Source organism: Qipengyuania sp. SM2512, assembly GCF_054954005.1.
On record NZ_CM143134.1, the window covers coordinates 1,808,056 to 1,822,802 of the forward strand.

Consider the following 14,747-nt stretch of genomic DNA (forward strand, 5'->3'; position numbering starts at 1 on the left):
GATTTATTGTGCACTGCACCATTGGCGGTCCGTGGCTCTTCAACGGGCCATGACGTAACGTCCGGGAGCGTCCTCGATCACGGTATCGCCGCGCGAACCGGGCTTGCGCTTGCCCGCGGCCGCAACTGTTTCGCCATCCTGTGCGCGCAGCCATTCGATCCAGTCCGGCCACCAACTGCCGGAATGCTCGGTCGCGCCCTGCGTGAACTCATCAAGGCTGCGCGTCTCGCCCTCGTTGAGCCAGTACTGGTATTTGTTAGCCTCGGGTGGGTTGACCACCCCGGCGATATGGCCCGAACCCGCGAGGACGAAACGGATCGGCCCGGCGAGGTGATCGGTTATCCGCCAGACGCTCTGCGCCGGGGCGATGTGATCCTCGCGGCCAGCCTGGATATAGGCCGGGGTGCGGATCAGTCCGAGATCGATCGGCGTCCCATCGACGCAAAGCGCGTCCTTTTGTACCAGTCGGTTGTCGCGATAGAGATCGCACAGATACTGCTTGTGCCATTTCGCGGGCAGATTGGTGACGTCGCCGTTCCAGTGGAGCAGGTCGAAGGCCGGATAGTCCTCGCCCAGCAGGTAATTGTTGACGACATAGTTCCAGATCAGATCGGTGCCGCGCAGCATGTTGAAGGCCGCGGCCATGTAGCGGCCGTCGAGATAGCCTTCGGGTGCCAGCGCCTCGATCGCCGCCATCTGCTGGTCGTCGACGAGGTTGAGCAGTTCGCCGGCCTTCTCGAAATCGACCTGCGCGGTGAAGAAGGTCGCGCTTTTCACCCTCTCCTGCTCGCCGCGCCGGTGAAGAACCGCCAGCGTCGCGGCGAGCGTCGTTCCCGCAACGCAATAGCCGATCGCGTTGACGCTGGGCACGCCGAGCCGCTTGCGGACATGGTCGATCGCGTCGATCTGGGCGCGGACGTAATCGTCCCAAACCACATCCTTCATGCTGGCATCGGCCGATTTCCAGCTCACCATAAATACTGTGAGACCCTGCGCCACCGCCCAGCGCACGAAGCTCTTCTTCTCGTTGAGGTCGAGAATGTAGAAGCGATTGATCCACGGCGGAAAGATCACCAGCGGGGTGGCGAGCACTTTCTCGGTGGTCGGGCTGTACTGGATCAGCTGGTAGAGCGGGGTCTCGTGGACCACCTTGCCCGGCGTGACCGCAATGTTCTCGCCCAGTTTGAAAGCCTTGGAATCGGTGTGACTGAGCTGTCCGCGGCGCAGATCCACGAGCAGATGCTCCATCCCCTTGACCAGATTGTCGCCGCGCGTCTCCAGCGTGCGCTCGAGCACCACCGGATTGGTCAGCGGAAAATTCGCTGGGCTCGCCGCCTCGGTGATTGCCCTGGTGGTGAAGCGCAATTGCTCGCGCTTGTCGTCGGGCAGGCCCTCGATCCGGTCGACCATCTCGCCGACCCGTTCGGCGAGGAACAGATAGGTCTGGTGCAGCAGCGCAAACGCAGGGTGCGCACGCCATCTCTCGTCGGCGAAACGCCGGTCCTTGCGCGGGAGTTGCGGATCGCCCGCCGCGGCCTCGTTCGCCTTGGAGCCGATGCCATATTGCCCGAGCACATCTTCCCACAGCCGGAAGCCCTCGTCCCACAGCGCCTTTTGCTGCTCGACATGCGCCAGCGGCATCTGCCGGAACCAGCCTTGCGCCAGCGTCATCCAGCGCGAGGGATCGAGATAGGGCAGCATCGCCTGCGGGTCGGACAGGCGTTCGGTCTGATATTGCAGCCACATGCCCTGCAGCTTCTGCCCGGTCTCGGCCCAGTGCTGCATGTCGTCCATCGCGACCGGGCGGTCTTCGGCACCGGTCATGAGCGGCGCGAACATGGCCTGCGCCAACTGGTTCTGCATCGCGAGCGCCTGGGCGAAGGGCTCGGCCTCGGGATTGCTTGCTTTGCCGGTCGTTTCTCCGCCGGTCTCCCGTCTGTCGCTCATTCCAAATCCCTCCCGCGCGCAAGCAGGCCTTTGTAGCAGCCTAGATTATCCGCGCATCCGCTATAGCGACTGTCTTTGCGCCTGCGCCATGAATAGGTAATCAATGTGACAAGAGCCATTCGTGTCCCGGGAACCCACATGTCCGACGACTTATACCGCATCAAACGCCTGCCGCCCTATGTGATCGCCGAAGTGAACGCCCTGCGCCACGCCGCGCGTCAGGCGGGCCGCGACATCATCGATCTGGGCATGGGCAATCCCGACCAGCCGCCCCCGCAGCACGTGATCGACAAATTGTGCGAAGTGGCGCGCAAGCCCAATGCGCATGGCTATTCGCAGTCCAAGGGCATTCCGGGGCTGCGCCGCGCGCAGGCGAGCTACTACCAGCGCCGCTTCGGGGTCGAACTCGATCCGCAAAACGAGATCGTGGTGACGATGGGCTCGAAGGAGGGGCTCGCCAGCCTCGCCACCGCGATCACCGCCCCGGGCGACGTGGTGCTGGCGCCGAGCCCCTCCTATCCGATCCACACCTTCGGCTTCATCATCGCGGGCGCGACGATCCGCTCGGTCCCGACCACACCCGGCGAGGAATATTGGAAGGAACTCGACCGGGCGATGCAATACACCGTCCCGCGCCCGACCATGCTGGTGGTCAACTATCCATCCAATCCCACCGCCGAGGTGGTCGATCTCGCCTTCTACCAGCGTGTGGTCGACTGGGCGCGCGAGAACGGGGTCTGGGTGATCTCGGACCTGGCCTATTCCGAACTCTATTTCGACGGTGTGCCGACACCGTCGATCATGCAGGCCGAGGGCGCCAAGGAGGTCGCGGTCGAGTTCACCTCGATGTCGAAGACATACTCGATGGCCGGCTGGCGGATGGGCTTCGCGGTGGGCAATCGCGAACTGATCGCGGCGCTGACGCGGGTTAAGAGCTATCTCGACTACGGCGCCTTCACCCCGATCCAGGCGGCCGCCTGCGCCGCGCTCAACGGCCCGCAGGACATCATAGAGAGCAATCGCCAATTGTATCAGAAGCGCCGCGACGTGCTGGTAGAATCCTTCGGCCGGGCGGGGTGGGATATCCCCTCTCCGGCCGCCTCGATGTTCGCCTGGGCCAAGCTGCCCAAGGGGTTCGAGAGCATGGGCAGTCTCGAATTCTCCAAGCGGCTGATCGAGGAAGCCGATGTCGCGGTCGCCGCGGGGGTCGGCTATGGCGAGGAAGGCGAGGGCTATGTCCGTATTGCCATGGTCGAGAACGAGCAGCGCATCCGCCAGGCTGCGCGTAACATCAAGCGCTTCCTCGCGAAGAGCGGCGGCTGATCGCTTCGGCCAGACCCGAACGGTGTGGACAGGGCCGCATCGCTCGCGCACCGTCATCGGCGCAGTCTTCAGGAGAACCATCCCATGCAGCCCAATGATCGCGTATCCTTCGAGCTCGCCGACAATGGCGTCGCGCATGTCCGCCTGACCCGCGGCGACAAGATGAACGCGCTCGACCCGGCGATGTTCGACGCGATCATCGCGGCGGGGGAGCATGTGCGGACACTTTCTGGTCTGCGTGCGGTGGTGCTCTCGGGCGAGGGGCGCGCGTTCTGCGCGGGCCTCGACATGGCGAGCTTCACCGCCGCGCCCTCGGGTGAGGCCGCGCCGCTGACCGAGCGCACCCATGGCAACGCCAACAAGTTCCAGGAAGTCGCGATGACCTGGCGCAAATGCCCGGTTCCGGTGATCGCGGCGGTGCACGGCGTGTGCTTCGGGGGCGGGCTGCAGATCGCCAGCGGCGCGGACATCCGCGTGGTCCACCCGCAAACGCGGATGGCGATCATGGAGATGAAATGGGGGCTGGTCCCCGACATGGGCGGCTACGCGCTGTGGCGCGGATTGATCCGCGATGATGTGCTGCGCGAGCTGACCTACACCAACCGCGAGTTCACCGGCGAACAGGCTTTGGAATACGGGCTGGCGACGTTCCTCGAGGAGGAACCGCTGGCGCGTGCTCAGGCGATCGCCGAGACCATCGCCAGCCGCAACCCCGAGGCGATCCGCGCCGCCAAGCGGTTGATGGACACGATGCTGGAAGGCAACACCGACGCGATCCTGCTCGCCGAAAGCGAGGAGCAGGCGCAGGTCATCCGCCGTCCCAATCAGGTCGAGGCCGTGATGGCGGGCATGCAGAAGCGCGCGCCGAAGTTCACCGACCTCTGACGCGCGGCTCGAGCACAGTCAGAGAACGGGGTCGCTACACCCCTCCCTTTGGGGAGGGGCCGGGGGTGGGGGTACGGCGCATGAAGCTTCGAGCGCCGAACACCCCCACCCGGCCTCCCCCTCAAGGGGGAGAAGAAGTGCTCCAGGCTGCGTCCGGCACCCAACGGCGCAGATCGTTCCCGGTCTCGCCGTCGAGGATCGTGCCCGGCCTGCCCACCGGCTCCTGCACTCCGCTTGTGAGCAGGTCGAGCGTGGTCCGGTCCTCGGGCGGAACGCTTGCCAAGGTCCGCGCGCCCGTAGGTGTCCGCGCCACGACCGTTCCCAGCCTCGGCGTGCCGTCGCGCGCGTAGTGCACCGTGTAGGTCTCGATCGTGGCCGGCCCGCAATAGGCTTCCTCGAGCGGCGGGATCTCCCCGCGCAGCGCATCGGCCTGGGCCTGATAGTCGAAATCCTGCGGGAAGCATACGCCGGTCGGTTCGGCCGAGAGCAGGATCGTGTGGTTGTGCGTGGCGTAGCCGCCATTGGCGAACAGCAGGCCGCGCCCGCCGGTCTCGCGCAAGGTTTCGACCATGCATGCCAGTGCATGGCTCATGTAATTGCCGATCGGCCCGCCGCCGAAGGTCAGCCCACCGAAGCGGGTGATCGGTCTGTCCAGCGGCCAGGCGAGCACGCGGCGCGCCATCTTGGGGACGCAGGGGAAGCAGCTGTAGAGCTCGACATGGTCGAGATCGGCGGCGGTGACTCCGTTGAGTTCGAGCGTCCGCGCGATCGAGACGGTCAGCCCGGGCGAGCCGGCGTAGCTGTCGCGCCGGAGAAAATCGCCATGCTCATGCGCCGCGGCGCCATACCCGATATGGATCAGCCGCTCCTCAGGGATCCCGCGCCGCCGTGCTTCGGCCAGGCTGGTGACCAAAAATCCGGCCCCCTGATTGACCGAGGAATTGGCCACCTGGAGCTTGGTGTAGGGAAAGGCCAGCGGTCGGTTGCCCTCCGATGGCGTCACGACGTCTTCCGGTGCCACGGCATCGCGGATCCAGGCGTGCTCGCATCGCGCGGCGACCTCGCTCATCCCCGCCCAAAGCGCGCCGCTCTCGGCCTGACCCTCGGCGAGCGACTGGCCATAGGCGGCGCGGCCGGCGTTCTCGTAGAGCGGATAGACATCGACCGGCACCGTCAGCCCATAGCTCTGCGCATAGCCCACGCGCCGCCTATGGCTGGCATCGCGCAGCGCGTTGGGCTTGTCGTCCCCAGCCTTCGCCGTGGCGGCAGCCAGTTGCGCCGCGGTGCGCAGCGCTTCCGCGCCGACCACCGCGCAGATTCGCGCCTCGCCCGCGCCGATGCGGTTGGCGGCTTCGTGCAGCAGGCGGATCGGGCTGTCGCCATTGGGCATGGCGGTCTGCTCGCAATGCGCGGGCGCGATGCCCAGCGCTTCGGCGAGCTTGCCGTCGACCGGGTTGAGCTGCGGCCAGGCCAATTGGCTGACCACTGCCAGCGAATCGCACTTCGCCAGCATTCCTCCGCCGGCATCGCTGTCCGCGCGCCTCAGCGCCTCGGCCATCAGCCCGACCGGGTCGAGCCCGTCCTCGGGCCGCTCGGGGCGGTCGTTGACCTGGCCGACCCCCACGATCACCGGTGTCCGCTCGCCTGTCTCGTCCCGCTCGTCCATGCACCATCTCTCCCTTGCGCGCCTCTCGTGCGACCGATACGCGTTGCAAAACGAAACACAAAGGAAGAGCCGCCATGAAGACCCGCATCACCGAAATGTTCGGTATCGAGCATCCGATCATCCAGGGCGGCATGCATTATGTCGGCTTTGCCGAGCTCGCCGCGGCGGTGTCCAACGCCGGCGGGCTGGGGATCATCACCGGGCTGACCCAGGGAACGCCCGAGAAGCTCGCCGCCGAGATCGCCAAGTGCCGCGAGCTGACCGACAAGCCCTTCGGCGTGAACCTGACCTTCCTGCCCAGCGTCAACTCGCCCGATTACGGCGGGCTGATCAGGGTCATCATCGAGGGCGGGGTCAGGGTGGTCGAGACCGCGGGCAACAACCCTCAGGCGGTGCTGCCGCATCTCAAGGATGCCGGGATCAAGGTAATCCACAAATGCACCAGCGTGCGTCACAGCCTGAAAGCGCAGGCGATCGGCTGCGACGCGGTCAGCGTCGACGGCTTCGAATGCGGCGGCCATCCCGGCGAGGACGACATCCCCAACATGATCCTGCTGCCGCGCGCGGCGGACGAGCTCGACATTCCCTTCGTCGCCAGCGGCGGGCAGGCCGATGCGCGCAGCCTCGTCGCCAGCCTCGCGATGGGTGCCGAGGGGATCAACATGGGCACCCGCTTCATCGCCACCAAGGAAGCGCCGGTGCACGAGAATGTGAAACAGGCGATCGTCGCCGCCTCCGAGCTCGACACCAGGCTGGTGATGCGCAGCCTGCGCAACACCGAACGGGTCATGACCAACGACGCGGTCGAACGGCTGATCGAGAAGGAGCGCAAGCTCGGCGCCGATCTCAAGTTCGAGGACATCATCGAGGAGGTCGCGGGCGTCTATCCGCGGATCATGATGGAAGGCGAGATGGACGCCGGCGCCTGGTCCTGCGGCATGGTCGCCGGACTGATCCACGACATTCCCACCTGCAAGGATCTGATCGACAGGATCATGGCCGAAGCCGACCAGATCATCCGCCAGCGCCTGACCGGCTTCCTGAACGCCTGAGGACCAGACCCATGCTCGATACCGCCAGCCGCACCGCCTATAGCGATGACCACGAAGCCTTCCGCGGCACCGTCCGCAAGGTCTTCGCCGAACACATGACCCCCTTTCTCGACCAACACGAGGAGGAGGGCATCGTCGGGCGCGAGGCGTGGAAGGCGCTGGGCGAGGCGGGAATGCTGTGCCCCACCGTTGCCGAGGAGAACGGCGGGCTGGGGCTCGATTTCGGCTTCAACTGCATTGTAACCGAGGAATTGGCCTATCTCGGCAGCTCGGCCGGCTTCACGCTGCAGAACGACATCACCGCGAACTATTTCGAGCGGCTCGGGACCGACGAACAGCGCGCGAAATATCTCCCCGGCATGGTCTCGGGCGACGTGATCACCGCCATCGCCATGACCGAGCCCGGCGCGGGGAGCGATCTGCAGGGCATCCGGACCACCGCCACGGTGGATGGCGAGCATTGGGTGGTCAACGGCTCCAAGACCTACATCACCAACGGTCAGAACGCCGATTGCGTGATCGTGGTCGCCAAGACCGACCCCAGCCAAGGCGCCAAGGGCACCAGCCTGATCCTCGTCGACGCCGGGACCACCGGGTTCGAGCGCGGGCGCAATCTCGACAAGATCGGCCAACACTCCGCCGATACCTCCGAACTGTTCTTCCAGGATTGCCGCGTGCCCAGGGACAATCTGCTCGGGCAGGAGGGCCGCGGTTTCATTCATCTGATGGAGGAACTGCCGCAGGAACGGCTCTCTATCGCCGTCGGCGCGCAGGCGGGGGCGCAGCGCGCTTTCGACGAGACGGTCGCCTTCGTGAAGGACCGCAAGGCCTTCGGTCGCACCGTGATCGAGTTCCAGAACACCAAATTCGTCCTCGCCGACCTCAAGGCCAAGCTGCAGGTCGGCTGGGCGCATCTCGACTGGGCGATCACGCGCCATCTGCAGGGCAAACTCACCACCGACGAGGCCAGCGCCGCCAAGCTGTGGCACACCGAACTGCAATGGGAGTGCTGCGACATGGGGCTGCAGTTGCATGGCGGTGCGGGCTATATGAACGAATATCCGATCGCCCGGTTGTGGCGCGATGCGCGCGTCCAGCGGATCTACGGCGGGACCAGCGAGATCATGAAGGAAGTGGTCGGCCGCGCTATCTGAATTTCGCCCGCAATCCCGTCACAATCAGGTCACACTAGCGCGCCAATCCGGTCTCTCTCCCAAGGAGGGGCCCGGGGTGGAAACCGTCACGATATTTCTGACCGCCGAACTCGGCGAAGCGCTCGAAAGCTTCGAGCACGAAGGCACGCGCTTCGTCTTCGCGCGGCTGGGCGCCGATGGCCCGGACCGGCTCGCCGAAGGCGCGGTCTGGGTGTTCGTCGACTGGGTGCTCCCCACCATGGCGGGGCTCGAGATGTGCCGCCGGCTGCGCGCCGATCCGCGGATGCAGGACGCGCATGTGACCATGGTGCTCGAGTGCGGCGACGCCGAGGATCGCCGCCGCGCGCTGCAGGCCGGCGCGGACGACTATTTGATCGGGCCGCTCGATCGCCGCAGCGTGCTCGACCGGGTGCTGGCGCTGCGCTCGCCGCTGGAGCAGCGCCATCTTGCCAAGGTGCTCGATCTCGGCCCGCTGACGATCGACATGGGCTCGCTGCAGGCGCGCTGGGCTGGCAAGCCGGTCAGCCTGCGCCCCAATGAATTCAGGCTGCTGCGATTCCTGGCGGAAAACCCCGACCGGGTGCTGACGCGCCAGGCGCTCATCGCCGGTCTGGGCAAGCAGGATTCCCCGATCGACGAACGCACCGTCGATGTCTGGATCGGCCGCCTGCGGCGTGCGCTCGAGGCGGTCGGCGCCGAACCGCCGCTGCGCACCGTGCGCTCGGTCGGCTACGTCTACGACTCGGCTTGAGCCGCTTCCCGATTGCAGAACCGACTGCAGAAACGAAAAGGGCCGCCCCGCAGGACGGCCCCTCGCTCGGCGGATAATGTCCGTGCGGCTCAGAATTCGGCCGAAAGCCCGACCCCGAAGCTGCGCCCGACCTCATAAGTGTTGATGTCGATCCGGGTGGTCCCGTTGTCCTGGAACTCGAGATGGTCGCGCCCCGTGAGATTGCGCGCCTCGAGCTTCAGTTCGAGCGGAATACCGAAAGCCTCGAGGCCCTGGCGATAGACCAGGTCGAGCCGCAGGCCCGGATCCTCGACGATGTCGGGGAGCGATGAAGTGCCGCGGCTGGTCACGCGTTCGCTGGCATAGCTGAACAGCACGGTGAACTGCTGCAGTTCTTCCTGATCCTCCAGCCCGAGTTGGAGATTGACCAGATGATCCGACTGGCCAGTCAGAGCAACGCCGTCGCGGAAGAAGTTGGTCGCCGGCTGGTCGGCGAACGGAAACACCTGCGCGATGTCGTCGGGGCCGACCTTCAGCTCGGACTGCGTGTAAGTGTAGTTTGCCACGACCAGGAACTGCTTGGTCTCCCAGAAGCCGCCCCAGTCGTAGAGATCCCAGGTCACCTGCGTTTCCAGCTCGGCGCCGTACAGCGTTGCCGCAGGAGCATTGGCGAAACCGCTGATCTGGTCGTTATCGGAGAAGCTCGAGAAGACCTCGATCGGGTTCTCGATGTCCTTGTAGAAGCCCGCCAGGCTGATCCGGTCGCCGCCGCCGAGGTAATATTCCAGACGCGCTTCGTAATTGATCAGTTCGCTGTCGACCAGGCGCGGATTGCCGTTGAACTGGCGGTTGGTTTCGGGATCGAAATAGGTCTGGAAGATCAACTCGCGAAACTGCGGCCGGGCGATGGTTGCGGATGCGCTGATGCGGGCCTGCAGGTCGGGCGTGATCTCGTAGGTGAGCGTTCCCGCCGGCAGGAAATAGTCGTTCGCGATCAGCGTCGAACTGGTGGAGCCCAGCGGGTTTGCAAACACCTCGACCGGATTGACCGTCTGGACAGCGTCTTCGTAGCGCACGCCGGCGTCGAGCGTTAGCCCGGGGGCCGCCGTGATATTGAGCTTGCCGTAACCCGCGTGAATTTTCAACGTGGCCGCGAAGGCCGGGTCGGACTGGGTTGTTTCGAAAATGTTGTATTCGAACGGGCCGAGACCGCCAGCCCGCTGGGCCGCCGGATCGAAACCCAGTTCGATCAGCGCATCACCCAGCAGATTGTCTGGACGGAAGCCACCGAAGACATCGGGGAAGCCGGTCGAGGCGCGAATGTCGAACTCACGCCGGGTCGAGAGACGTTCGGTGTCGGTGTAGGCATAGCCGACCGTTGCGCTCAGCCAGTCGGTGACCAGATAGCTCAGATCGATCCCGCCGTAATACAAATCCTCGGTCAGGTCCGAGAACGATACGACAGCCCCGCCGCGCTGCGGGTCGAGTGTGTTGACGAAGACATTGCCCAGCGGATCGTTGGGATTGTTCGTGCGGGTGTAGGTGAACTCCCAGTCGAACGGAGCTTCGCGCTGCGTCTGCGCATAACCGCCACGCAGGTCCACCGAAAGATCGCCGAATTCGAGCTCGCCGACGAACTGCGTGTCGAGCAATTGCCGTTCGAACCAGGCAGTGTTCTGGATCAGATCGGTGTCGTCGTTTTGAAAATCCGTCCCGAGTTCCAGCGAGGCCCGCTTGAGCGTGTCGCGGATGAAGACGTTGGTGAAGCGGAACTGATGGTCGCCAAGCTCCAGCCCGAACCCGAGTAGGCCGTTGGCGAGAATCCGGTTGTCGGTTACGAACTCGACGAAATCGCTGTCGAGATTGAGGTCGGCATCGACTGCGCTCTGCGAGATGATGCGACGGTTGCGCCATTTGTTGCTGAGCGAAGCGGTGGCGATCACGCCGAACCGCCCTGTGTCGCCGAAATCGAAGCTGGTACCGGCGGTGAACCCGGCCGACCAGTTGATCGGCAGCCATTCGTTCTTCTGCAGCAGGATCCGGTTCGGGTTACCGAGCTCGAGCAGGATGCCCTTGGTATCGACATCCTGATCGCCGATGCGCGCGCCGCTGTCGAGAAACTCCTGCAGTTCCGGACCCGGATCGCGGCTGCCGTCGTCGAAGCCGAACCAGTCGTATTGCGACCCGTAATAGGTGTAGCCGGTCGAGAAGGTGGTCTGCTCGTCACCGCTGCCGCTGACGCTGAGCTCGAGAAAGCTCTCGTCGGGGATGGCCTTGGTGGTGAGGTTGATCACCCCGCCGCCGAATTCGCCGGGGAAGTTCGCGGAATAGGTCTTCTGCACCAGCGAGGATGCGATCACGCTGGTCGGGAAGATATCGAGCGGCACCACGCGGCTGAGCGGTTGCGGCGAGGGCAGGGGAAGCCCGTTAAGCAGCGCGAGTGAATAGCGATCGCCGAGTCCGCGGACATAGACGAGGCCGTTGCCGGCGGTCGAAAGACCGGTCACGCGGCTAAGCGCGCCCGCGATATCGCCTTCACCGGTCCGCGCTATGCTTTTCGCGCTCAGGACCGAAACCACCTGCGTCGAGGAACGCTCGGGATCCGTACGTCGCCGTCCGGTCACGACGATCGTGCTGCCGCCGCCGGGGATCGAGACATCGGGCTGTTCTTCCTCGAGCTCGTCCACCTGCTGTGTCTGCGCCGTACCCTGCGCAGTGTCCGTCAGCACCTCGTCGGCATTATCGTCGGGCGAAGAGCCCTCTGCCCCGGTGTTCGGCGCGCCGCCTGTTCCTTGAGCATAAGCGTAGCCCGGGAAGGACAGCGCCGTGGTGAAAAGCAGCAACCCTGCCAGCCGCTTACCAGTCGACATGTGGTTTGACCCCCTCATTTGCGGTCGTAATTCATCAGAACCCGAAGGGCTCTCGTGTAGGAAATCGGGGAGCGAACGCGCCCAGGGCGGCCGCTCCCCGTGTCCGTCCGATCAGTAGACCGGCAGCGAGGTGCAGGCGGAAACGGCCTCGTCGAACGTCACCGTGGCGGAGTTGCACGTCCAGCCATTGATCCAGGTGTTGTTGCCCGGATAAACCGCCCCGATATTGGTCGGAACTTCGAAGAAGGTCGACAGCACGGTCGGGTTGAAGACCGCCACGCCGTTTTCGTTCGCGCCGTTGACGAAGGTCATCGACAGCGTGTTGGTGAAGTCGGCCCGGTTGTTCGTGCCGGCATCGAAGACCGCCTTGGTCTGCGCATCGGTGGTGCCACCCGAACCATTGCGGAAATCCTCGGCGCAATCGAGCACGAAGGAGTTGAACACCGGCGGGCCTTCCTCATCCAGCGCGGCATTCGCACCGCGAAGCGTGATCGCCTGATCGATCCGCAGACACGGTGTGCTTCCCGAGGCATCCACGAGGATCGAATTTACGATGGCGTAGTCGGTGCCGCCGCGGATACGGATCGCATGGTCGCCTTCGCCGCTGTTGGCGATGAAGGTCGCATTGGAGATCTGCGTGTTCTGGCGGGGAAGCTGCTCCTCGAGCCCGTTGGTCGAGTCGGCTTCGATGATGCCGTCACCGACCCCGGGGCGCTGGACTGCGATGACGAACTGCAGGTTCGCTTTCACGCCGGTATCCGTGTCGAGCGAATCGTCTTCCGCGCCGACGACGATCAGCCGCTTCATGTTGACGAAGCCGCCGAAGAATTCGACCCCGTCATCGGAGCTGTTGTAGCTCATGATGTTGTTGAAGGTCGTCCCGGTTCCGGTGCCGCCGGTGGTCAGCGACTGCAGCTCGTTGTCACCCGAGAGGACGAAGCCCGAGTAGCGGATCTGGACGAAAGCCAGATCGCCCGAATCGTCGTTGGTGGTGGTCCCGCCGAACAATGCCGGGTCGGATGCACCTTCGACCTGACGTTCGCAATTGATCGACCCCGGGTTTGCGCCCGGAGCGATACAATCGGTCACCGGAGCGCGACCGGCGAGAACGATGCCGCCCCACTGGCCCGACGAGTTGACGTTGTTCAGGCCCTGAACGTTGTCGCGGCTGGTGAAGATGATCGGGCGCGACGCGGTGCCGACCGCATTGATGTCGCTGCCGCGGTTGACCATCAGGAAGCTCGAGCCGCTCGCATAGGTGATGGCGCCGGGTTCGATGGTCAGCGTGACTTCGCTGTCGTCCAGACCGTCGCTGTCATTGGCGGCGGGGCCGCCGTCGGTGCCGACATCGACGCGGCCGTTCATCCGATAGAGGATGCCCTGGTTGAACGGCAGGGTCGAGGAAGCGGTGAAGCGCGCGGGCATGGTGCAGACGCGATAGGTGCCGGTCGGGCCGGTGATCGTGCCGCTGTCGGTCAGCTGGTCGGGGTTGGAAATCGTGGGGCAACCCGCAGCCGGAGTGACCAGCGTCGACGTGGGAGTCGGTGTCGGAGTGGGGGTCGGGGTGGGTGTCGGGTTGGTGATGATGATGTCGCCGCCGGTTCCCGGAGAGACGATTTCATCTGCACCGCAGCTCGCCAGAGCGAGGGCGGAGGTGCCAATTACGAACGAGCGAGTGAGTGTCTTCACGGTTTGCGGTCCCCTCATAAACCGGATGGAAAGGCGCGAAATTCTGATCGCGAATCACCCGCTAGGCCCGCTCCGTGACAGTTTTGGTCACTCCATGACATTTCGGCGACAAACGCCGGCGAAAGTGCTTTCGACACGAAGCTGCGCGGTGGTATGACCAAACGATGACAATATTACAGATATGTTGCGGCTAGCGTTGCGATCTGCTCCAACAGGCTCACAGAGAACCTAAGGAGAGAGATCATGATTGGGCTCGCACAGGCAATCGTCGTACTGGCCATGGCACAGGCGCCGGTGGCGGATAATTTCGGTCACAAGGCCCTGGTCGATGGCCGCGACACCGCCGCGATCGCAGCTATCATGGACAATGACCGGATCGAAACCGACGATCCGGCGCGGCTCATCAACCTTGGCATCGCCTATGCGCGCAAGGGCGACGAAACGCTCGCGCGGCAATTGTTCGAGGCGGCGCGCGACAACCGCAGCCGCGTCGAACTCGAAACCGCCGAGGGCGAGTGGGTCGACAGCCGCCGCCTCGCGCGGCAGGCGCTCGCCATGCTCGAACGCGGCGAATTCGCCGAAAGCGCGCGCATCGCCGCCAGATAGATAAGGGTGCGGTGTCGCCCCTTCCTCTGCACCTCGTTTAAGGGCCAGGCCGTTATCTCAATGCGATGAAGGGCGGGAACGCTTCGCCTCCTCAGCGCAGTGACGATTTCATTGTCACCCGCGTGTCATGTATAGCGCCCAACGGGGGGTCTGACTGTGGAGGGCGCCATGATTCGTGCCGCGTGCACGCATAGCCTCCTGGCGGTAAGCCTGGCCTTCGGTGCCACGCAAGCCAGGGCGGACGTGTTACAGATTGAGGAGGACGGCGCGCGCTGGATTGCGGGGGGCCTTGCTGCGCCCGCATCCGAAGCCGAACCTGTCGATGTCGAATTCGACACCCGCCTCCTTGGAACTGTCGATAGAGAAACCGGATTTTCGCCCGGCGTCGCGCATCCCGAACACATCGTCGGCGACGCCGCCCGCCACGCGCAGGGCGTACCGCTGGCCTACCAGGCCAAGGTCGCCGAACTGGCGCGCCGCTTCGATCTGAGCGCCGCCCTGATCGAGGCGCTGGTCTGGCAGGAAAGCCGTTGGCGCGCCGATGCGGTCTCGCCGGTCGGCGCGCGCGGGCTTGCCCAGCTGATGCCCGGAACTGCCCGCGAACTGGGCGTAAACCCCCATGATCCCTTCGCGAATCTCGAAGGCGGCGCGCGCTATCTGCGCACCCAGCTCGATCGCTTCGATGGCGATCTCGAGCGCGCGCTGGCCGCCTACAACGCCGGCCCCGGCCGCGTGATCCGCGCCGGCGGCATCCCCCGCATTCGCGAGACCCAGCATTACGTCGCGGCCATCATGGGCCGCCTGTCCGATCATTCCCGGGAGTAA

At 64.8% G+C, this 14,747-nt stretch carries 11 protein-coding genes; 7 read left to right on the forward strand and 4 right to left on the reverse strand.

The annotated features are described in order from the left end of the window. Positions 1 to 39: 39 nt before the first annotated feature. Complete coding sequence (locus ACQ5J0_RS09055) at positions 40 to 1,947, reverse strand: PHA/PHB synthase family protein (RefSeq protein ID WP_462567140.1); 1,908 nt, start codon at positions 1,945 to 1,947, stop codon at positions 40 to 42. Between the two features lie 138 nt (positions 1,948 to 2,085). Here ACQ5J0_RS09055 and ACQ5J0_RS09060 point away from each other — a divergent pair, with 138 nt between their 5' ends. Both ACQ5J0_RS09060 and ACQ5J0_RS09065 read left to right on the forward strand, forming a co-directional pair. Then, on the forward strand, positions 2,086 to 3,270 hold the full coding sequence (locus ACQ5J0_RS09060) for an LL-diaminopimelate aminotransferase (protein WP_462567141.1): 1,185 nt from the start codon (positions 2,086 to 2,088) through the stop codon (positions 3,268 to 3,270). A gap of 84 nt (positions 3,271 to 3,354) precedes the next feature. Then, positions 3,355 to 4,155 (forward strand): crotonase/enoyl-CoA hydratase family protein, encoded by an 801-nt coding sequence (locus ACQ5J0_RS09065; RefSeq protein WP_462567142.1) that lies wholly within the window; start codon positions 3,355 to 3,357, stop codon positions 4,153 to 4,155. A 121-nt stretch (positions 4,156 to 4,276) separates the two neighbouring features. Here ACQ5J0_RS09065 and ACQ5J0_RS09070 read toward each other — a convergent pair whose 3' ends face one another. Next, complete coding sequence (locus tag ACQ5J0_RS09070) at positions 4,277 to 5,821, reverse strand: acetyl-CoA acetyltransferase (RefSeq protein WP_462567143.1); 1,545 nt, start codon at positions 5,819 to 5,821, stop codon at positions 4,277 to 4,279. 74 nt (positions 5,822 to 5,895) lie between these two features. Here ACQ5J0_RS09070 and ACQ5J0_RS09075 point away from each other — a divergent pair, with 74 nt between their 5' ends. From ACQ5J0_RS09075 to ACQ5J0_RS09085, 3 genes are all read left to right on the forward strand, one after another. Then, positions 5,896 to 6,873, forward strand: a complete 978-nt coding sequence (locus tag ACQ5J0_RS09075; protein WP_462567144.1) for an NAD(P)H-dependent flavin oxidoreductase — start codon at positions 5,896 to 5,898, stop codon at positions 6,871 to 6,873. A gap of 11 nt (positions 6,874 to 6,884) precedes the next feature. After that, a complete protein-coding gene (locus tag ACQ5J0_RS09080; RefSeq protein WP_462567145.1) occupies positions 6,885 to 8,027 on the forward strand; it encodes an acyl-CoA dehydrogenase family protein in 1,143 nt (380 codons plus the stop codon). 76 nt (positions 8,028 to 8,103) lie between these two features. Beyond that, positions 8,104 to 8,778, forward strand: coding sequence for a response regulator transcription factor (locus ACQ5J0_RS09085; RefSeq protein WP_462567146.1), 675 nt, complete (start codon positions 8,104 to 8,106; stop codon positions 8,776 to 8,778). A gap of 89 nt (positions 8,779 to 8,867) precedes the next feature. Here the strand turns inward: ACQ5J0_RS09085 and ACQ5J0_RS09090 are convergent, their stop codons facing one another. Both ACQ5J0_RS09090 and ACQ5J0_RS09095 read right to left on the reverse strand, forming a co-directional pair. Continuing rightward, complete coding sequence (locus tag ACQ5J0_RS09090; RefSeq protein ID WP_462567147.1) at positions 8,868 to 11,627, reverse strand: TonB-dependent receptor domain-containing protein; 2,760 nt, start codon at positions 11,625 to 11,627, stop codon at positions 8,868 to 8,870. A 111-nt stretch (positions 11,628 to 11,738) separates the two neighbouring features. Beyond that, the gene (locus ACQ5J0_RS09095; protein ID WP_462567148.1) at positions 11,739 to 13,316 is read right to left on the reverse strand and encodes a hypothetical protein; all 1,578 of its coding nucleotides are present in this window, start codon (positions 13,314 to 13,316) and stop codon (positions 11,739 to 11,741) included. A gap of 243 nt (positions 13,317 to 13,559) precedes the next feature. On the opposite strand from ACQ5J0_RS09095, the gene ACQ5J0_RS09100 reads away from it, so the two are divergent. Then, the gene (locus ACQ5J0_RS09100; protein WP_462567149.1) at positions 13,560 to 13,922 is read left to right on the forward strand and encodes a hypothetical protein; all 363 of its coding nucleotides are present in this window, start codon (positions 13,560 to 13,562) and stop codon (positions 13,920 to 13,922) included. Between the two features lie 168 nt (positions 13,923 to 14,090). Beyond that, positions 14,091 to 14,747, forward strand: a complete 657-nt coding sequence (locus ACQ5J0_RS09105; RefSeq protein ID WP_462567150.1) for a lytic transglycosylase domain-containing protein — start codon at positions 14,091 to 14,093, stop codon at positions 14,745 to 14,747.